Annotated in this window: 25 protein-coding genes; all 25 read left to right on the forward strand. The window is 46.0% G+C overall.

Translation table 11 applies throughout. The annotated features are described in order from the left end of the window. The first annotated feature begins 278 nt into the window (after positions 1–278). The 25 genes from ABEW32_RS11280 to ABEW32_RS11400 all read left to right on the forward strand — a co-directional run bounded on the left by ABEW32_RS11280 (position 279) and on the right by ABEW32_RS11400 (position 20,225). Positions 279–767, forward strand: coding sequence for a hypothetical protein (locus tag ABEW32_RS11280; protein WP_430187702.1), 489 nt, complete (start codon positions 279–281; stop codon positions 765–767). Continuing rightward, a complete protein-coding gene (locus tag ABEW32_RS11285; protein ID WP_430187705.1) occupies positions 764–2,626 on the forward strand; it encodes a phage terminase large subunit family protein in 1,863 nt (620 codons plus the stop codon). Before ABEW32_RS11280 ends, ABEW32_RS11285 begins: the two co-directional genes overlap by 4 nt. Before the next feature lie 27 nt (positions 2,627–2,653). Next, positions 2,654–2,887: a DUF6148 family protein gene (locus ABEW32_RS11290; RefSeq protein ID WP_430187708.1), complete on the forward strand. Its 234-nt coding sequence runs from the start codon at positions 2,654–2,656 to the stop codon at positions 2,885–2,887. Further along, positions 2,884–4,581, forward strand: a complete 1,698-nt coding sequence (locus tag ABEW32_RS11295; protein ID WP_430187710.1) for a phage portal protein — start codon at positions 2,884–2,886, stop codon at positions 4,579–4,581. The genes ABEW32_RS11290 and ABEW32_RS11295 overlap by 4 nt, the downstream gene beginning before the upstream one ends. After that, positions 4,559–5,785, forward strand: a complete 1,227-nt coding sequence (locus ABEW32_RS11300) for a head maturation protease, ClpP-related (RefSeq protein ID WP_430187713.1) — start codon at positions 4,559–4,561, stop codon at positions 5,783–5,785. Before ABEW32_RS11295 ends, ABEW32_RS11300 begins: the two co-directional genes overlap by 23 nt. Beyond that, positions 5,785–6,177 carry a head decoration protein gene (locus ABEW32_RS11305; RefSeq protein WP_430187716.1) on the forward strand — a complete coding sequence of 131 codons (393 nt, stop codon included), beginning with the start codon at positions 5,785–5,787 and terminating at the stop codon, positions 6,175–6,177. The genes ABEW32_RS11300 and ABEW32_RS11305 overlap by 1 nt, the downstream gene beginning before the upstream one ends. 16 nt (positions 6,178–6,193) lie before the next feature. Continuing rightward, positions 6,194–7,228, forward strand: a complete 1,035-nt coding sequence (locus ABEW32_RS11310; protein ID WP_430187719.1) for a major capsid protein — start codon at positions 6,194–6,196, stop codon at positions 7,226–7,228. 17 nt (positions 7,229–7,245) lie between these two features. Continuing rightward, on the forward strand, positions 7,246–7,404 hold the full coding sequence (locus tag ABEW32_RS11315) for a hypothetical protein (RefSeq protein ID WP_430187721.1): 159 nt from the start codon (positions 7,246–7,248) through the stop codon (positions 7,402–7,404). A 17-nt stretch (positions 7,405–7,421) separates the two neighbouring features. Further along, the gene (locus ABEW32_RS11320; RefSeq protein ID WP_430187724.1) at positions 7,422–7,835 is read left to right on the forward strand and encodes a hypothetical protein; all 414 of its coding nucleotides are present in this window, start codon (positions 7,422–7,424) and stop codon (positions 7,833–7,835) included. Continuing rightward, a complete protein-coding gene (locus ABEW32_RS11325) occupies positions 7,832–8,377 on the forward strand; it encodes a phage tail protein (protein WP_326109713.1) in 546 nt (181 codons plus the stop codon). Before ABEW32_RS11320 ends, ABEW32_RS11325 begins: the two co-directional genes overlap by 4 nt. Further along, on the forward strand, positions 8,377–8,847 hold the full coding sequence (locus tag ABEW32_RS11330) for a hypothetical protein (protein WP_326109714.1): 471 nt from the start codon (positions 8,377–8,379) through the stop codon (positions 8,845–8,847). Before ABEW32_RS11325 ends, ABEW32_RS11330 begins: the two co-directional genes overlap by 1 nt. Continuing rightward, positions 8,840–9,181 (forward strand): hypothetical protein, encoded by a 342-nt coding sequence (locus ABEW32_RS11335; RefSeq protein ID WP_430187727.1) that lies wholly within the window; start codon positions 8,840–8,842, stop codon positions 9,179–9,181. Before ABEW32_RS11330 ends, ABEW32_RS11335 begins: the two co-directional genes overlap by 8 nt. Before the next feature lies 1 nt (position 9,182). Further along, positions 9,183–10,637 (forward strand): phage tail sheath family protein, encoded by a 1,455-nt coding sequence (locus ABEW32_RS11340; RefSeq protein WP_430187730.1) that lies wholly within the window; start codon positions 9,183–9,185, stop codon positions 10,635–10,637. Between the two features lie 15 nt (positions 10,638–10,652). After that, the gene (locus ABEW32_RS11345; RefSeq protein ID WP_430187733.1) at positions 10,653–11,177 is read left to right on the forward strand and encodes a phage major tail tube protein; all 525 of its coding nucleotides are present in this window, start codon (positions 10,653–10,655) and stop codon (positions 11,175–11,177) included. 14 nt (positions 11,178–11,191) lie between these two features. After that, a complete protein-coding gene (locus tag ABEW32_RS11350; protein ID WP_430187735.1) occupies positions 11,192–11,527 on the forward strand; it encodes a hypothetical protein in 336 nt (111 codons plus the stop codon). Between the two features lie 237 nt (positions 11,528–11,764). Then, positions 11,765–12,649: a phage tail tape measure protein gene (locus tag ABEW32_RS11355; protein ID WP_430187738.1), complete on the forward strand. Its 885-nt coding sequence runs from the start codon at positions 11,765–11,767 to the stop codon at positions 12,647–12,649. Between the two features lie 50 nt (positions 12,650–12,699). Then, positions 12,700–13,782: a GIY-YIG nuclease family protein gene (locus ABEW32_RS11360; protein WP_430187741.1), complete on the forward strand. Its 1,083-nt coding sequence runs from the start codon at positions 12,700–12,702 to the stop codon at positions 13,780–13,782. Between the two features lie 144 nt (positions 13,783–13,926). Then, complete coding sequence (locus tag ABEW32_RS11365) at positions 13,927–15,864, forward strand: phage tail protein (protein WP_430187743.1); 1,938 nt, start codon at positions 13,927–13,929, stop codon at positions 15,862–15,864. Beyond that, the gene (locus tag ABEW32_RS11370) at positions 15,861–16,067 is read left to right on the forward strand and encodes a tail protein X (RefSeq protein WP_430187746.1); all 207 of its coding nucleotides are present in this window, start codon (positions 15,861–15,863) and stop codon (positions 16,065–16,067) included. The genes ABEW32_RS11365 and ABEW32_RS11370 overlap by 4 nt, the downstream gene beginning before the upstream one ends. 2 nt (positions 16,068–16,069) lie before the next feature. Continuing rightward, positions 16,070–17,236 (forward strand): phage late control D family protein, encoded by a 1,167-nt coding sequence (locus ABEW32_RS11375; RefSeq protein WP_430187749.1) that lies wholly within the window; start codon positions 16,070–16,072, stop codon positions 17,234–17,236. 1 nt (position 17,237) lies between these two features. Continuing rightward, the gene (locus tag ABEW32_RS11380) at positions 17,238–17,807 is read left to right on the forward strand and encodes a phage baseplate assembly protein V (RefSeq protein WP_430187751.1); all 570 of its coding nucleotides are present in this window, start codon (positions 17,238–17,240) and stop codon (positions 17,805–17,807) included. A gap of 2 nt (positions 17,808–17,809) precedes the next feature. Further along, entirely contained in the window at positions 17,810–18,211 is a 402-nt protein-coding gene (locus ABEW32_RS11385) for a phage tail protein (RefSeq protein ID WP_064963709.1), read from the forward strand. Continuing rightward, entirely contained in the window at positions 18,208–18,558 is a 351-nt protein-coding gene (locus ABEW32_RS11390; RefSeq protein WP_430187754.1) for a GPW/gp25 family protein, read from the forward strand. The genes ABEW32_RS11385 and ABEW32_RS11390 overlap by 4 nt, the downstream gene beginning before the upstream one ends. Continuing rightward, positions 18,542–19,672 (forward strand): baseplate assembly protein, encoded by a 1,131-nt coding sequence (locus ABEW32_RS11395; protein WP_430187757.1) that lies wholly within the window; start codon positions 18,542–18,544, stop codon positions 19,670–19,672. Before ABEW32_RS11390 ends, ABEW32_RS11395 begins: the two co-directional genes overlap by 17 nt. Then, positions 19,665–20,225: a phage tail protein I gene (locus ABEW32_RS11400; protein WP_430187760.1), complete on the forward strand. Its 561-nt coding sequence runs from the start codon at positions 19,665–19,667 to the stop codon at positions 20,223–20,225. Before ABEW32_RS11395 ends, ABEW32_RS11400 begins: the two co-directional genes overlap by 8 nt. Position 20,226: the final 1 nt, after the last annotated feature.

Consider the following 20,226-nt stretch of genomic DNA (forward strand, 5'->3'; position numbering starts at 1 on the left):
AAAAGCTTTCTTTTTCTCCAGAAAAAATAAATTTGGGTCCTTCTGGAGCTTAAAAATAGACACGGGTGCGCATGAGCCCGAAAAACGCGTAGATTTTGAATTCGAAAAACACTTTCCTTTTTTAGCCCCGCAGGCTTCATACAAGCTCTGCTGAGGGCTTTTTATATTGAGTATGTATAATTTATCCCTTCTATTAATGCATTGCTAAAAAGTGGCTTAAAATGCGTCTGATAGCGTGTCATGATTTTGATGAATAAATGGAAAGTAGGTGGTCAGATATGGGGAAAGGAGAGAACAGGACGGAGGTCATCGTCGGAACCAGTGAATTTGCAGCTATTGTGGGCAAAACAAAGCAATGGATTGGGCAATTAACTCGTGACGGTGTGCTTACACAGGTAAGTCGGGGGAAATACGACCTTGCTGCTTCCGTGCAGGCATACATCCGGCATGTGACGGGGACTTCTGAGGAAGGTAAGGTAAGTTTCGCGGAAGAAAAGGCGGCACATGAACAAATTAAAAAAGAAATTGCGATGCTGGAGCTGGAGGAAAAGCGAAAGAATCTTCATACCACTGCTGATGTACAGGATGCATGGGGCTCACTGCTAGTGAACTTCCGGGAAAGATTAACCGGTTTGCCTCCAAAACTAGCGAATCAACTAGCGTATCTGAGCGACGAAAAGGAAATTAGGGTTTTGCTGGAAGATCGCATTAACGAGGCTCTAAACCTACTGTCTAAATATGACCCATTGGCAGATGATGAGTCATGAATGCTCAACGAAAAAGGACGCTACGCCTGCTTGCTGACACCGTAAGCCTTGTCGCGCCTCCTGAGCCGATTAGTGTATCTGAATGGGCCGACAGACACAGGGTATTGTCTCCAGAAGCATCGGCTGAACCTGGTCCATGGAAAACAGAGCGGGCACCTTATCAAAAGGTTCCTATGGAAGCCATATCCGACAGGAATATCGAGTCAGTTGTACTCATGTGGGCTTCTCAGCTTGGCAAAACGGACCTGCAGCTTAACACCATTGGGTATTTTACTGGGCATGACCCGGCTCCAATCATGGTTATTCAGCCTGATTTGATGGTGGCACGTGACTTTTCTAATGACCGTTTGACTCCGATGTACCGAGATTCACCACAATTATCACCGCTAGTGGTCAAGGATAAGAGCCGTGATAGCCGGAATACCATTTTGTATAAGACATTTCCAGGTGGACGGATCAACATTGCAGGCGCGAATTCGCCTGCTTCTTTGGCTTCCAAGCCGATCAGGGTGGTTATTGGGGATGAAATCGACCGTTTCCCAGTGTCAGCCGGTAAAGAGGGTGACCCTGTATCGCTTGTCACGGCCCGTACAAAGACGTTTTACAACAAAAAGATGGTATGGGTATCCACTCCGACCATTAAGGGAGCGTCACGTATTGAGGCTCTTTACGAGGACAGCACACAGGAAGAATTACACTTCCCTTGTCCGTCCTGTGACGAGTTGCAACCCTTGGCCTGGCGGCAAATAGACTTTGATTATGACGAAGAAACGCGGGCTTGTACACGGGTCGATCATGTGTGTAAGCATTGTGGTGCGATGCACGCCGAGCATGAGTGGAAAAAGGATTATAGCAAGCGTGCAGTTTGGATTGCGGGCAAGGAACACTCAAAAACTCGTGGGTTCAAGTTGAGTAGTCTTGCAGCGACGATTAATTACACTTGGAAAGATGCAGTCAATGACTTTAAGGCTGCTAAACGGGGCGGCCCGGCACTGCTCAAAACCTTCTTTAACACTGTTATGGCTGAGTCTTGGGAGGAAGAAGGCGAGAAGGTAGAACATGAGGTGCTCTTGAATCGCCGTGAAATGTACATGCATCGAGTTCCAGAGGGCGTGAAATTCCTCACTGCGGCGGTGGATACGCAGGACAACCGTTTCGAAATTGACGTCATTGGCTGGGGAAAAGATTATTCTAGCTGGAGAATACAGTATCACCGGGTATATGGTGATCTGAAATTGCAGGATGTTTGGGATGATCTGGACGAATTTCTGTCCCGAACATGGCAGGATGCAGCGGGTAGGAAGTTTCGCATACGTCGAACATTGATGGACTCAGGCGGACACTTCACACGCGAGGTTTATAAGTGGTGCAAGCCTCGTGCCTCACGCGGAATATATGCGATTAAAGGTGAAGACAGCGGTGACGGTACACATACGCCACTTCTGAATGGCACCACAGACAACAATGTCCATCGTGCTACGGTTATTCGGCTTGGGGTAGCCGAAGGTAAGGCTAAGGTGTTTTCGTCGCTTACAATCGAACCTGGAAAGCCTGGGTCATGTCGGTTTCCACTACCGAATCCAGATAACCCTGACCCATTCGTATACGACGAGGAATATTTTAAGCAACTGACGGCGGAACAATTGGTAACCCGTTATAAGAACGGGATTCCTTATACTGTTTGGGTTCAGACCAGGGCGCGGAATGAAGCCCTTGACCTTGCAGTTTATAACCGCGCCGCGATCGAAATGATGAATCCGAACTTTGACCTGCCACTACCCGAGCCGGGAAACGTGGTTACGGGTCCAGCAAGGCCGCAACAGCGGAAGAAGAAAAGGAATGTTTCTAGTAGTTTGTAAATTATGTGAAGGAGGTGAACAGGGGATATGCCAAAAATGACTTTAGCTGAGGCTCAAATGATGTACAAGCTTTGGTGTGACGCTGAGGCGGCACTCGCTACAGGGAAATCATACACCATTGCTGGTCGGTCTATGACACGGACAGACATGAATGTGGTACTGGAACGCAAGAGATACTATGGTCGCATCGTTGACGATTTGGAGAATCCGGGAATGAAACGGAGAAGCAAAGTGAGAGGAATTACCCCGTTTGACCGATGAACTGGCTGGATAAGACTCTAAACTTTGTGGCTCCAGGAATTGCAGCCAAAAGAGAAGCGTCCCGTCTGGATATTGCGAGGCATGAAGCAGCTCAGGCAGTTATTAATAGCTACAAAGAGTCATTTGGCGGTAAAGGATACGGCAGGCATGGAGCCAGCCGTACAAAGTCGTCTATGGTCATGTGGCAAACGCCAGTTGGTGACGCTGATGCAGATATTCACGAGAACATTAATGAGCTTAGAGCTCGGGCCAGAGACTTACACATGGGATCTGACGTCGTTGCAGCAGCTCACAAGGGTTTGCGAACGAACATAGTGGGTACTGGCTTACGCCTCAACCCAGCCTTTGATTCCAAGTTCCTGAACCTCAGCGATCAGGAAAGTGAAGACTTAAGGGCGACCATACACAGGGAATGGGCATTATGGGCTGAAACAAGTAAGTGTGATGCGGCTGGGCTCAATGATTTTTACGAGTTGCAAGCCCTGGCTTTCTTATCAACCCTCATGAGCGGGGACGTATTCGCTTTGTTGCCAATGCTTCCGAGAGACCATGCGGTTTATAACTTACGCATCAATCTTGTTGAAGCTGATCGTTGCGATACGCCTTTTAATGTACAGCTGGACAATATGGATCGGGTCCAATCTGGTGTTGAGGTTGATGCAGACGGTATGGTGGTTGCCTACCATTTCAGCAACCGCCATCCGGGCAGTAGTAGATTTGACCTGACCGGGGAAAGGGAGTGGGCTAGGGTTGAGAAGTACGGCAAGAAGACGGGGCGATTGAACGTTATCCATCTTTTTGAAGCGGAGCGACCAGGACAACGCCGGGGCATCCCGATTATTGCGCCTATTATCGAATCTTTAAAGCTGCTCAATCAGTATACAGAAGCGGAATTGATGGCTGCAGTCATCACATCAATGTACACCGTGTTTGTAAAGACACCAGGAGATGACGGGCAAGATCCGTATGGTATGGATGAACCGGAAACTGACAATCAGTATCAAGAACCTATACCGGGGACGGGTGGCGACAACATAAAGATGGGGCGGGGGGCTATTGTTTATCTGGACCCTGGAGAGGATGTTCAATTTGCTGACCCATCAAGGCCGAATCCGAACTACGAGGCTTTCGTTCGGGCACTGCTGAAACAGATTGCAGCAGCTCTTGAACTGCCCTATGAAATACTGACCAAGCAATTCACATCTTCATACTCAGCGAGCCGCGGAGCACTGCTGGAAGCTTGGAAAATGTATCGCATGCGCCGATCTTGGTTGGCTAAAACGTTTTGCCAGCCTATTTATGAAGAGTGGTTCGTTGAGGCTGTAACCAAAGGTAGAATAAACGCGCCTGGCATCTTTGATGACCCGGCTATTTTTGCTGCCTACACACGGGCTGAATGGCATGGTCCAAGCCAAGGTTTGCTCGATCCAACCAAGGAAGTAGGTGCTGCTGTTACCCGAATTGAGAACAATTTAAGTACAGCCACAAAGGAAACGGTCGAGCTAAACGGCGGATCATGGGAACAAAACATTCAACAGCGTGCGTATGAGAAAGCACGACTCAAGGAACTGGGCCTGACCGAAGGAGCTGCACCAGTTCCGGTCATGCCATCTGAACCGTCTGATGAGGGCGACGAAGACAACGACGATGAGGAAGGGGGTGAAAACACAAATGCCGAAGAAGATCAAGGCTAACGGGCCGATAATCGGGGATGCAAACGCATGGGTTTATCAATGGTTTGGTATTCCGGCTGTGTGTCCGGGGATGATCTCCAAGGAGCTTGATGCAGCAAACGGAGACGAGATTGAATTGTACGTAAATTCTCTCGGCGGTTCCGCCTTTGATGGTGCTGAGATTTACACTTTACTCAAAGATTACCCCGGGAAGATCACAGCGAAAGTAACGGGTGTAGCGGCCTCTGCTGCCTCGGTAATGCTCATGGGTGCTGACGTTATCAAGATATCACCGCCGGGACAGATTATGATTCACAACGCTGCAACGGGTACGGATGGCGACAAGAATGCCCATGACCGCTCTTCTGCCCTGCTGAAAAGTACGGACGAGGCAATCACCAATGCTTATTCACTCCGAACAGGTAAGACAAGAGACGAGCTTCTGACCCTCATGGATAATACAACTTGGATGAATGCTCAGAAGGCTGTCGAACTTGGATTTGCGGACGAAATAATGTTCAGTGAAAATTCCGTAGAAGTCACCAACAGCGCCTATGACATGTTTAACGGTGGCTTGCTACCAGAGGCTGTAATAAACAAGGTGCGAAACGAACTTCTTAAAAGTGGCGGCTTTACAGCGCAGTCTCCAGCGCTTGGCGACGGCGGATCAGAAGCTATAATTCCCCTGCAGAACAGTTCGTATTTTGAGGTTCTTTCGCATGGAAAGCAAGCAGTCGCTGTCGTTAACGCAAATAAAGGAGGAACTCCGCAGGCTGGAGTCACATTTGAAGAATTAAAAAATGAGATTAACTCTATGAAGGGGGAAAACAAACCAATGGATTTAAACCAACTGAAAAACGAACACCCAGACTTGTACAACGAGGTGGTCAATCTAGCTACTACAGCCGAACGCAGCCGTATTACCTCACTGACAAATATGGAAGGAGCCCCAGGAGCCAAGCCGTTTATTAAAGATGCCATCGCAAATGGCGAAACCGCTGGTGATGTAGCTATGAAAATTGTTCAAGCATCAATTACTCGTGTGAACCAAGAGGGGACCCAACGTCAACAAGATTCAGACGACAGCGGTGTGAAAAATGTATCCCCGGAAGCGCCTGTAATCACTGTTGGTGTATCAAATGATGACGCTGAAAACGAACAAGCCGTAAATAACATGATTGAGTATGCAAAGCAGCTCCAAAACAAAAAGGGAGGTCGTAAATAATGCCATCTTATGAAAGCCAGCCGTATGACAATCTGTACGCAGGTGGAGTCGAGCCGAAAACGGTCATTGCCATTATCGTCAAATCAGGGTCTGGAGTGGTTAAACGTGGCACTGTCTTGGGCAGAGAAAGCCAACTCGCTGAAACAGATCCGTACGCAGGAACACCCATCACTGCACCAGTAGATTCGAGTAAGACGGGCGGTATTGAGAATCCATACTGCATCTTGGCAGACGAAGAGGTCGACGCTACAACCAAGGATGCTCGGGCCGTGGCTTACACATCCGGTGAGTTTAACCGTGATGCGCTCAAGTTCGGAGGCAATGACAAGGTTGAAAAGCACGAAGTAGCAATGCGCAACATCGGTCTTATCACAAAACGAGTAGTTAAATAGGGAGGATTAATACATTATGGCAAAAGATATTTACGCATTTCCGCAGTTATTCCGTGTAGTCGAATCATTTCCACAGGATTCTTATTACCTACTGGACACATATGCATCCGAAGGGGAAACGTTCGACTCCGATGAAATTGAGATTCAGACTAAAAAAGGTCACCGTCCGCTGGCTCCTTATGTCAATGAATTGATGCCAGGTAAGGTTGTACTGCGCACTGGATTTACAGCCAAACAGTACAAGCCTGCGCTAGTTAAACCTATGCGTGTCATCACTCGGAACGATCTTAAGGTAAGACGTGCTGGAGAGACTTTGTATAATCCAGATTCTCCAGATGTTCGGGCGCAGAAGCTCCTGATTGAAGACACAGCTGAATTGTTAAGCACAATCGACCGCCGAAAGATTCAACAGTTGTCCGAAACCATGTTTACGGGCAAGACTACGCAAATCGGTGAAGGTGTGAATCAGGAATTGGATTGGGATTTTACCAACAAGGAAGTTCTTTCTGGTAAAGATTTCTCGGACCCAACTTTTGACGTTGTTGCTTATTTTACAGAGAAGAAAATGGAGGTCATGCGCAAAAGTGGCTTGACCATGCGCAGGGTGTTAACCACTTTTGAAGTTGGATCTGCAATTACGACTCATCCTACTTTGCTTGCAATGATCAAAGCAGAAAAAGAAACCCTTGATGTCGGTAATTTGAACCAAGACATTCTGCCAGAGGGCGTTGTATATCATGGTTATTTGCGTCAGGCTGCTATTCATATCTGGTCCTACACCAATTCGTACACCGACGAAGAAGGTAAAGAGCAGGATTACATTCCTGCTGGAACACTTGCGTTACTGCCAGACGGAAAACCGTTTGAGTTTAACTATGGAGCTAACTTAATCATGGGGGATGACGGTCAGTTCCAGTATGTCAAGGCAAAGGTAACGCCGCAATCATGGACAACTAAAGAACCTGCAGCACGCTACTTGCAAATGTTGGCCCGTCCTATCGTTGTCCCACAAAATGTGGACGGATGGTATGTTGCTAAGGTTCTTAACTAAAAAGGAGGAAAACAGAGATGGCATACATTGCAAAGTGGAATATCCGTCACAACGATAAGAATTACAAAATTGGTGAAGAGGTCCCTGCGAGTATTGGCAAAGAAGCAATTCAACGACTCGTAGATCTTGGCATGGTGGAAGATGACAAGAAGAATACCGCCAAGCCTACGGAATAAGGGGTTAGAGGCGCGTCATGAGCGATATTCAAACTGAATTGATAAAACCGTTCAGTTTTAAGGATCAGATCGAGCGGGATGTGAAGTCCGTTTTCTTGAATGAACGTGAGTTTGCCGACTGGCATGAAATCGCCTTTATGAGTCCGCCGAAAAACGGACTGCCTGCCACACCTGAACAGCCTGTCAAAATGTTGGTTATTATAGATGATGACGAACTGAGAGATCGGAAAAGTAGCGCCTCGAATCCAACAGATGGCGTATACGATGCCGATCTTTTGTTTTATGCACAGCGTGCAGACTTCTTCCTATACTTTGGTAGGCTTCCGGTTCTGCAGAGCAAGATCAAGTTTGATGGTCGTATCTATACCGTTGTGGATCTTCAAGACGATGGAGATATGATAACTGTTACGCTAGGACGTAAAGGCTCATGATCCAGATTGACACCACTGCTTTGAGAGAAGCGCAACGGCACCTCCAAGAAGTCAAAAAGAAAACGAAAGTGGCTATGTATCGGGCACTTAATCGGGTCGCTCAGAACGCAAAGACAAACGCTAGCAAAGAGATTCGAGAGCAATATGTTATCAAGGCCGGGGACTTAGGTAGCACCTTTTCAATAAAAAAAGCTGACAAAGGCAGCTTGTCTGCTACTATACGTTCCCGTAGCCGAGGAACAGGTCTGGATAAATACAAATTTTCACCCCGGCGGACGACAGGTAAGCGTCCAAAAGTGCTAAAGGTCGCTGTGAAAAAGGGTGGAATGAAGAAGGTTCCAGGCGCTTTTGTTGCTGAAAAGAATGGTGTTAAAATCTTCATTCGTGAAGGCAGGAGCAGGCTTCCAATCAAACGATTATATGGACCGCCTGCGCCGGAAATGTTTAACAATGTCCAAATTAAAGAGTCTGTAGAGCGGAAGGCGCGTATTATGTATGCTCAACGACTGGAACATGAATTAAATAGGGAGTTGGACGGATAATGACACCGTTTGTACTGCAAGACGCTTTGGTAGCTAAACTAAAGCGTCTTTTTCATGATTCGGTATACATGAATGCTCAATATGAAATGGTGCCTCTTAATATCTATGCCCAAAACCTTCCTGCAAAAGAAGAACAAGATGACCGCGCTCATTTTCCTTTTATCACTGTGCGCTTTGGCGAGACAGTGGACCAAGGGCATGAAGTCCAGTCATCTTGTTCTGTTTTGCTTAGTGTGGGCATTTTTGATGAATCGTTGGATATGCAAGGTGAAAGAACAATTCAAAACATCACACAGCGTATCCGGCATGCATTCATGACGCATCCGATTTTAGACCGGATGTTTGAATTAGATTTTCCCTTGACCTGTTCTCTTTTTGACGATGAAGACCTATCCCCATATTTTTTTGGCTACGTCAACATGAAGTGGAAAATCCCAGGCGTAAGCAGAGAGGATGTTTATTTTGGATAAAGAGCAAGAAAAACAGGAAGCTGTGGAGCAGAAAACGCGGCGTGCTATTGCTTCGACTGAAAAAGTCGCTCAAGCAGCTAAGGACGCTACTGAACCGGAGCAACTTATATATATCGGACCAAACTTGCCCGGAGGGAGGCTGGCGAAGTCTCTTATTGTTCGCGATGGCTTCCCAGCATATTTGGAAGATGTGGCGGAAAAAGCACCAGAAATACGACAGCTTTTTGTTCCTGTAGCCGAGCTGGCTACGTCAAAAGCAGCTTTATCCGTTCCGGGAAGCGCACTACAAATTGCCTATGCTGCTGTCATTGCGGCAGTAAAAGGAGGAATTTAAATTGGCAGAACGTCACGGTATTTTTACCACTGAGCAGCCAGCAGAAGTCATTACGCCTGTGCCACTCAACATTACTTTGCCAGTCGTGTTCGGCACGGCTCCTGTCAATATGACGACTCTGGAGAGCGTGCCAGTAAATAAGCCGATCCTATGCGAAAGCTGGGACGATGTTGTTTCTGCTTTTGGATACTCGGAGGACTGGAGCAATTTCACGTTGTCTGAATTCGCGTACTACTTTTTCAAAGTGGCGAAGCTTTCTCCAGTCGTGTTCATTAATGTATTGGACCCAGCGAAGCACGCAGCTGTAGTGGCCACAACCAGTTACACATTATCTGACGGTGTTGTTACTGTACCGGGCCAAGGAATTATTAAGTCAACGGTGGTGCTCACCTCAGATGATGGAGCGACCACCTACACAGCAGGGAAGGACTACAGCGTGAGCTTTAATACTTCCGGCAACCTCGTGGTATCCCGCATTGCTTCTGGCGCTCTGACAGCCAATAGCGCCGTTAAAATAGCATACTCTAAGCTGGATCGCAGCAAAGTGACAGCAGCGGACCTTATCGGCGGCGTTGTGGAGGCTACTGGTGAGGCTACCGGGCTTGAACTTCTTGACCAGGTATTCCCGCTGTTTCGAATCGTTCCCGCTTTGATCGCTGCACCGGGATTTTCGCAAAATCCAACCGTTGCAGCAGTAATGACTGAAAAGGCAGCTAGCCTCAACGGTGGACACTTCAAAGCACAGGCAATTACTGATCTATCGAGCGAGCTTGTATACACAGATACGCCTGCATGGAAAAAAACGAATGCGTATACTAATCCGCGCCAGATAAACACCTATCCGCTTTTTACTTACGCTGACCGCACATATCATTCTTCCACTGTGGCTGCTGCGGTAATTGTACAAACAGACGTTAATAACGGCGGGGTTCCATCGGTTTCGCCATCAAATAAAACGGCCAAGATTGATGGAACAAAAACGGATACCAGGACAATTGCTCTTGGACCTCAGCAAGCACAGTATCTGAATGCAAATGGTATTGTCACGGCATTAAATTTTGTCGGCGGATTTGTGCTTTGGGGTAATCGCACAGGTGTCTACCCGGATCAAAAAGACCCACAGTCATCATTCATACCGGTTCGAAGGATGTTCGATTGGATCAGTAATACACTCACACTGACATATTGGAAATACCTTGACGGTTCCACCGACAAGCGTCTGATTGAGTCGATTACGGATGCAGTGAATTTCTGGCTTAATGGCCTGGCTGCTGCCGGGTACATTTTGGGCGGACGCGTAGAATTTAATACGTCTGAAAACCCTGTCTCCGCACTGATGGATGGGAAAATGAAGTTTCACGTCCATGTTACACCGCCGTCTCCGGCACAGGATATTGATTTTGTGCTGGAATACGATGCATCTTACTTTGCTGCGCTATTCACTACAGCGGCGTAAAGGGAGGGCTGAACATTGAGCCAAGAAAAAATTAATTTACGGACAATTAAATACGAAGCTATACGTAACGGTAGCCAATACCTTGGGACAACTACGGTTGATTTACCGGACATTGCTATGCTTGCTGATGATGTCACCGGTGCTGGAATTAACGGTACCGTGAACGTTGCTACGCTTGGACAAACTGACTCCATGCAGGTGACATACAACTTTGCAACTTGGGAAGAAGGTTATTTTGACCTATTTGCTCAGGAGACACATACAGTTGACCTGCGTGCAGGTATTCAAAGCCAAAACCGGGTCACAGGCACAATTGACGTTATCCCGATAAAAATAACCATCAAAGGTGCCCCGAAAACTCTGTCGATGGGCAGTTTGGAAACAGCTGCCGGGTCAGATAACTCGGTGGAACATGAAGTCACTTATATCAAGATCACAATTAACGGTGTCGTGAAGATTGAAATTGATAAATTCAACGATGTATTTGTCGTCAATGAAGTAGATTTCGGCGCTAAAATCCGGGCTGCGCTCGGAAAATAATGGAGGATGAGACCATGACTGAAAAGAAAACTACAACCCCAGCAGAAGAAAATAACGAGGGAAAAAATGTTCTTAAATTTTCAAAGCCTTTTAAATTTGAGGACCAAGAACCAATCACGGAACTGGTTTTTGATTGGGACAAAATTAATGGCCGTAAACTCATTGCTCTAAGTGAACGTTTGGCATTGAGGGATATGGATTCACCCGTTAAAGCTGTAAACATGAAGTTTCAGGCCGCCGTATGCGCTGAAGCCGCAGGCGTCCCGTTTCAACTGATTGAGGAATTACCAGGCGGAGTATTTGGGCGTGCAACTTCAATGGCTCAAAATTTTTTGCTCGGTTTGGAATAAACGGTAATGCCGGAGCAGAGATAAGACAAATCATTATGACCCTATCCATTGAAACAAGGAATTCCCTGGAATTTTGGTTAGATCAAAGTCTTTATGAACTGTATCGATGGCATGAAGCTTTTGAAGCCTATGTAAATCTTAAAAACGAGGCAATGCAAAAGCAGATGGAAGAAGCAGAGAAGAAACGCAAAAACAAAGCTCCTAACGGACGTAGAGGGCGCGTAGGGCGGTGATTTAATGTCCCGTGAATATGATGTAGCAATGAACCTCATTGCTCAGGTCGATCAAAGGTATAGGCGTGCTTTTGATCAGGCCAATTCTCAGGTCGAAGATTTACAACGTCAATTACGAGAACTACAAAACTCACGTGGCCCAGATCGGGCACGGCGTGAAGTTGAAGATCTTGCAGATCAAACCAAAAAGGCAGGCGGCGCGTTCGGGAAACTGAGCAGCGCCGCTTCTTCTTTTGGGCGCACTTTTCGCAAAGTAGCAGAGGTTTCCGGTGCTATGGCTATTTTGGATTCGGTCACTGGAACTATCAACAACATTGGTAGTGCAATTGCAGACCAACAAGAATCATTTAACCAGTACCAAGCCGCTACAGGAACAAGTGTTAAGGATATGCAAGCTATCAAAAAAGAGGCCCGAAATTTATATAATCAGAATCTCGGGGAAGATTGGAACGACCTAGGAAGTGCCATGGAGAACACGCGACAGGTTTTGCAACTTACAGGACCTGCGCTTGAAAAAGCAACGAAGAATGCAATTGTTTTTCGGGATGTGTTTAAGGATGATATCCCGGAAACGAATAAAGCTGTGCAGACCATGACGAAGCAATTTAAAAGTTTGAGCAATACCGAAGCCTTCAATCTACTCGCCCAAGGTAAGCAAAAGGGGCTGGATAAATCGGGAGAATTGCTGGACTCGGCAAATGAATATTCGGTTTATTACAAAACGATAGGTTTGGGCGCGGAGGATATGTTCAACAGCTTTAAAAATGGCTTGGACGCAGGGGCATTCAACCTGGATAAAGTGGGTTTCCTGCGAGTTGCTCACTATAAACTCCTCTTTTTGCTGGAAAACCTGACTTTCCTATTAAAGATTTTAATAAAGTTGACATGATATAATAGGAAAAAGGCAATCAGCAGGGAAACTGAAAAGAGGCGATCGTGTTGTTTGACATTTACGTTATCGAGAATTCGTTAAACGGTAAACAGTATGTTGGATATACATCAAAGGGATATGAAAAGCGTTTTGCTATCCATGTAAAGGAAGCTAATTCAGGGAGTAATAGATATCTTTGCAGGGCAATTCGAAAGTATGGGGAATCTAATTTTTCAGTCAAACTGCTAGATGTTGCAGACAGTCATGAAGAGGCGAAGGAAAAAGAGAAAAAATACATCCTCGAACTTAAAACTTTTGCTCACGCTAAAGGAAATCATGGGTACAATGCTACACTGGGCGGTGACGGCATGAACGGAGTTGTTTTCCCTGAGTCAACGCGTTTAAAGATAAGTAAGTCTAAGAAAAAAGCCGGACATTGGGTAGGCAAGGCTAATCCTAAATATCATAAGGGACATCTCATTTCTGGAGAAAATCATCCAATGTTCGGTAAAATGCATACCGCCGAAACCAAGTGCAAAATAGGAACTTCTAATAAAGGAAGGTTTCAAGGGCTGAAAAATAAATCAGCTGTCATTGAGCGATGTTTCTCTTTAGAATGCGAAACTGGCGAAATTAATGCATTTAAATCTTTTTATGAGATGCGGAAGTATTTTTCTGGACTTGGTTTGGAATTAAACAGAAGTGTGACTCTTGGCGTCATGCGCCAAGACTATGGCCATGTTACCTACAAAGGGTTCAAATTTTTCAGACATGATGTAACCCCAAAAGATGTATTTGACGACATACAACGTAAATATGAGTCAGGCGTACGTGAACCTGTCATTATAGAAGATCATAGAGTTGGGAAAAACCATCCGATGGCTAAAAATGTTGATTGTTTCGCCGAGGATTTAATAACGGGGGAAATCTCCAAGTTTAATTCTTGGTTAGACCTAAAAGATCATATAGAGCATATGAGGAAAAAGAAGATAACATATTCCAATATGATCAAGGCAACCGATGGTAGATACAAAAGCACAGCTGGTTTTAGACTCTATAGGGAGGATATAACCGACAATGTGACTTTTACGGCTATCCTCAACAGATTTTATAATGATTCAGGACCTTCAACGACTAGCCGAAAGGCGTAGGGCGCAAGCGTTTGGCGCTCGAAACGGGGAGCATTCAGGCTCCTTTTTTTGTTGCCTGAATGAAGATATAGTCTGAACTGCATGGAAACATGCAGCAGTCGATAACGGCGGTGTGGGTAGTAGCGAACCTACGCGAACATTTTTTTGGACGCGATTAAGGAGTTTGGCATTAGGTCAAAAGATGGTTCCAAAACAACTATCGAAGCTTATAAGATACTTGGATTAAATGCAGATAAAATGCAGAAGAAGTTTGCTTCTGGCGGAGATGTGGCACGGCAAGCTTATTTTCAGGTCCGAGATGCACTAAACAAAGTTAAGGACCCCATAAAGCAGAATACAGCCTTGCTGAATTTGTTTGGTACGCAGGGTGAGGATTTAGAAAAATCAACGATACAGGCTATTTTGCGAACGAAAAATGCTTTTGATAAAACAAAAGATACAATGCAAGAAATTCAGAAAATAAAATATTCCTCCCTAAGCTATGCTTTCCGATCCATAGGGCGGCAATTGCTAACCGAATTTGTATATCCGCTCAGTGATCTTGCATTACCCGCGGTTACTAAGTTTGGTAAAGGGTTGGAAATGGCTATTCCTAAAATAAAGGGTTATTTCAAGCAAGGGATGCAAGCTATGCAGCCTTTTATTAAAGCCTTGCAGAATGTAGGAGGTTTGTTTGCTAATTCGATGGCTGGCACAGGGGATATGTCTGCTGCAACTGGCATAAGTAAATTCTTAATCAGCTTGGGAGTCGGGGAAGACAAGGCATATAAGTTTTCGGGAGCCTTGTCTGACGTATTTGATAAATTAGCTGCTGTTAAAAATATCGTCAAAGGCGCTGGAAGCCTACTGACAAATGCCCTAATGGCTAACGGGGATATCAGCGGTGTGCAGGATATTAATAAAGGGTTGCAGTCCATTGGATTCAGTCCCGATCAGGCCATCAAGATATCAAACGGTTTCGTGGATGCATTCGATAAAATTAAAGGGAAGATTGATGATTTTGTTAAGAGTGTACGACCAGCTTTGAGTGACATTACAAACTATTTTAAAGAAGCTTTTACCTTCGAGGAGTCTTTTGATTTTGGAGCTATGGTTGATAATGTGAGTGAGTTACAAAAAAATATTGCACCTGTAATAGATTCTATTGTTTCTGGAATTGGGCCAGCAATACGTTCCGTAACCGCTTTGCTTGCCCCACTAATGAAGATGGGAAAGCAGGCATTTAGTGCAATAATTCCTTTAGTTGTTAAATTGGCCTCCTCCATTTCTTCAAAACTAGGACCCGTATTTTCGTCAGTCTTTGGGTATTTAACAAAGACTTTGTTACCGCAAGTCAGCTCGGTATTAGCTGCATGGTTGCCTAAAATCGGGGCTTTGTTCGGGAAAATAGGTGGCTTGTTAATGGCGATATACAATACTGGCATTGCTCCAGTCATAAACAGTTTGGTGACTATATTCAAATGGGCGTGGCCCGTTATCACTACAGTTGTCACAAGTGCGATTAATATTCTCAAACCGATTATCGGAGGGATTATTGATGTATTGGGCGGTGTAATTGACTTTTTGACAGGAGTATTTACAGGTAATTGGTCATTGGCTTGGGATGGCATCAAGCAAATCGTAGTAGGTATATGGGAAGGGATAACAGGAGCAATAAAGGCCGCATTCAACAGTATTATCGGTGTAATAAATTCGGCTATCGATAAAATCAATGGTTTTAGTTTCACAATGCCGGATGCTCTAGGTGGCAAAACTATTGGGGGCATGGACATACCACACCTGCCTATGCTCGCTAAAGGTGGATTTACTACAGGACCGTCCATCGCAGGTGAGGCAGGGACCGAAGCCGTAATTCCGTTGAATAACAAGCAGCGGAGCATGAACCTGTTGGAGAAAACAAACCGGATGATGGGGTATACCACTAATAATAACGGCGGGGATTCCATCGTATTGCAGTTTGACATTACGATTCAAGGAAACGCGGATAAAGAAGTGGTACAGCAGGCCATTCAGGCGACACAGCCGACCTTCCGGCAGCAGTATCAGGCCATGAAACGGCAGGATGCGAGGACGAGCTTATGATGACTTATACAACAATCCAGGGCGATACCTGGGACATGATTGCCTATAAAGTGTTCGGTGATGAAACGTTGATGATCCAGATTATGAACCTTAATTTGGACTACATCGACGTTTCTGTTTTTTCAGCAGGGACAATCCTTCAATTGCCAGACGTTTCTGTGGTTGAGGAAACTGCATCTGATTTGCCGCCCTGGAAGGTGTGACAATGAACAATATCATTAATGCAAGGCGTGCCCAGGTAGTTGTTAATTACAACGGTAAGGACATAACAAAAGAGTTGTCCGGTTATTTGTTGGATTTTACTTATACCGATGCGGAGCCGGGTACGTTGGATGATTTGCAGATTAACCTGGAGGATAAGGACCGTAAATGGTCAGGCCCTTGGTCACCGAGCGCTGGAGACAGGATAACTGCCTATATAAAGACGATCGGGTGGGATAAACCCGGGGAGATTAAGCGGCTTAATTGTGGCACGTTCGAGGTAGATTCGATTGACTTTGCTGGGCCACTCGATACCGTCAGTATTAAGGCGGTATCGCTTCCTGTCACAACGAATGTACGGCAGGAAAAGAAAACGAAGGCTTGGGAGTCGGTGACACTCAAGTCTATTGCTGCTGAAATCGCCAAGCGTGCGGGCTTTACACTAATGTACGAGGCTCATAACAATCCGAAATATGACCGCCAAGACCAGACCGATGTGTCTGACTTGGCTTTTTTAAATGATCTGTGTAAACAGGAAGGCATAGCGCTAAAGGTAACAGGCAAAAGGCTTGTCCTGTTTGATGAATACGTTTATGAGCAAAAACCGCCAGCGCTGATCATAGAACGCGACGTGTCGGACATTATCAGTTACGGCTTTTCATTCTCCACTCAAGACGTAGCATATGCAGGATGCGAGGTCTGCTATCAGCCAGCAGTAGCCAAAAAGAAGTCGTCTAAGAAAAAAGACGATAAGAAGGATGAAACAAAGGACGATACGGACAAAACCAAGGCTGCCGCAACTACAGATGGATCTACTTCTAAGGATTCGAAAAAGAAGAAAGAGAAACCGGAGCAGCCCAAGCCGATTAAGGTGTTTTATCGTCCTCCTGGCGCTCCTAAAGATGGGCCAATCTTAAAGGTGTCTCAGAGCGTTGGTTCACAGGCGGAAGCTCTAAACGCGGCCCGTAAGAACCTGCGTGAAAAGAATAAAGAGGCTGGTAAAGCTACTTTGTCTCTTATGGGTAATGTCGGCCTTGCAGCTGGGATGACGATTACTATAAAAGGGTTTGGCAGGTTTGACGGTAAGTACATTATCGTTTCTGCCACTCACGCAGTCGGTAGTTCTGGATACACAACAAATTTAGAAATCAGGAAAGTGCTGGGGTGGTGACATGGCGGCAGATGAATTAGTAAGGATCGGGGTTGTCTCCAGCGTTGACACTGACACTGGAATGGTCCGGGTAGTCTTCCCCGACATGGATAATATGGTTTCACCAGAGCTTCCTCTTTTAACAACCGGGACAGGCTGGGGGCTATCAAACGCGATGCCTGAACCGGGCGATAATGTTCTGTGCGTTTTCCGTGGAAACGGGCGGACGGATGGATTTTGTCTTGGGGCTATTTATGACGGTAGTTATGATATGCCTGCCGATCAGTCCCAGCGTGGCATCTATTTTGAGGATGGCAGCTATGCGTACTTTGATAAGAACACTGGCTCTATTGAGATCAATGCGGTAGGAGCTGTGAACGTACAGGCCAAGACTGTGAGTATCAAAGCCGAATCTGTACAGATAAATGGGGAATCCGTAACTATTCAGGCCAAGAGCGTGAATGTCAATGCCGATACCGTGCAAATAAGCGGTAAATCATTCACTGTCGATTCACCAAAGGTCCGCATGAACAGCAATGTCACGATTGTAGGCAAGCTTGACGTACTTAATCAGGAGATTGGAGGGGGCTGATTGTGGCAGCTAAGATAGGCAGTTATGGAGATATCCCTTTTGTAGTCACACCAAAGGTTATACGCACGTTCCGCGAGCTTACCCGATCTAGTGCCAGCCGATGGGCGGACCATGAAATAATGCTCAGGAAACCTAAATCGCAGTTTCTTGGTCCTGGACTGGACACCGTGACATTTACGATGTACTTTGCCGCTTGGCACGGCACCAATCCCCGCAAAGAAATGGAAAAACTTGTGGAATGGGACCGGAAGGGTAAGGCCGGAGCGCTGACAATTGGCGGTAAAAAGTTGGGTGTCGGTCTGTGGGTTATAACAGGGCTTGAGCAGGCTTGGAGTTACGTGGACAACCGGGGGAACCTATTAGCTGGGACCATTAACATTACGCTAAAGGAGTATGTTAAATGAGCCAGTACAACCTTACGTTATCCGGGACTCGCCCAATTGATTTTGCACCAGCTACCAAAGAGGAAGAATTGCGACAGAATCTATTCATGCTGCTCACAACATGGAGAGGATCAGTTGTTTTAAATCGACAGTTTGGATTTGATCCGGGAGCATTGGACGAACCCACAGAGGTCGCAAAAGCTCTTATTACATCGCAAATTTATGAGCTCGTAGGGGAATATGAGCCGAGAATATTAATACAGGAAGTACAGTTTGTTAATCCTCAGGACGACCCTGACAATGGGCGCTTAATCCCAGTCATTTACTTCGATGAACAGGAGGTGAATGCAGATGACTACGCTGGCTGAACTACCGGATATTGATTTTGTCCAAGCGGATGTTAAGGCAATGCAGGATTCGCTTATTATGCTGTACGAATCAATTGCAAAACGACAGCTTGCTCCAGCCGATCCGCTTCGCACTTTCATAAATGCAATAGCATACAAAATGGTTCAGCAAGAAGTTAAGCTGAATCAGGTCTCTAAGGGGCAATTACTGAGGTACGCACGTGGTGCCGTACTAGATCATTTAGGGGCCTTTTATGAAACTTCACGTCTGGACGCTGATTTTGCGGTGACTATGATCCAGTTTACGTTATCGACTCCCCTTACAAACGTTCAGATTATCCCTGCGGGGATCCGAATAGGTCCGACTGAGGGTGACGGTACTATTTACTTTTCGACGAAAGAAGCGGTATCTGTCCCGATTGGTGATGTTGTGGTAACAGTGCCAGCAGAATGCAATGTGTCCGGTCCGGAAGGGAATGGTTATATTGCAGGTCAACTCACAACGTTAATTGACCCACTGCCATATGTAGCGTCCGTTACGAACTTAACCGAAACATCGGGTGGAGCTGCCGTGGAGGACAATGACCCATACCGCGAGCGAATTCACATTGCTCCAGAGTCTTTTAGTGTAGCTGGTCCAGATGGTGCGTATGAATATTGGGCCAAAACCGCAAGTGCATCAATAGCAGATGTACATGTGGATTCTCCAGGTCCTATGCAGGTAGTTGTTACCGTATTGCTTGCTGGCGGAGTTATTCCGTCACAAACCGTATTGGACGAGGTATTTGCAGTGCTAGATGACAGAAAGCGGCGACCTCTAACAGATAAGGTTACCGTTCAAGCTCCTACAGAAGTCAGTTACGATATTGATTTGACCTACTATATTCGTAAATCAAGGGCAACAGACGTAACAAGTATTCAAAAGGCAGTAGAGGCCGCTTTATCCGAGTACAAGCTATGGCAAAAGTCGCGATTAGGCCGAGACATAAACCCATCTCAGCTAACACATATGCTTGTTGCGGCTGGAGCTTCACGGGTAGATATTAAATCGCCTATATTCCTGAATCTTGGGTCGAATCAGGTTGCCAAGGAAGGCACGGTTACAATGACTTTCGGGGGGCTGGTTGATGATTAAACTGTCGGAATTAAGCTTGTTGGACCTGCTGCCTGATAACTTACGGACTGATAAGCAAGTACAGGATGCGGCGATGGCTCTTGATGTAAAGATGGACGAGCTAACAGCGAAGATTCAGCGTGTTGATTTGTTCGGTCGTACTGACTGGACAGACGAAGAAACCGACGAATTGGCTTGGCAGTTCCATGTAGACTACTATGACCCTACATTACCTCTTGAGCAGCGCAGGGAGCTTGTACGTCAGTCTATCCCCCTCCATCGACGAAAAGGGACGCCGAGCGCTGTGGAAGACTTGGTGACCACTATATTCGGCTATGGAAAGGTAGAGGAGTGGTGGGAGTACGGTGACGATCCTGGATATTTTCAGGTGGTTGTGTCCAATCCAAAGGCTACCGAAGAACAGGCGCAGCAGTTTATTGAGGTGGTCGAGTCTGTTAAAAGGAAAAGCGCCCACCTGCGCCGCGTTGTTGTCTTGGATTCGGCAAGGGGGACTCATTACTACGGTGTAGGTACACAACAAGTGGACCTCATCAATTTAAGGCAGGTGAATTAAA

The organism is Paenibacillus jamilae, from assembly GCF_050482105.1.
In the GTDB taxonomy this organism is placed as follows: Bacteria; Bacillota; Bacilli; order Paenibacillales; family Paenibacillaceae; genus Paenibacillus; species Paenibacillus jamilae_B.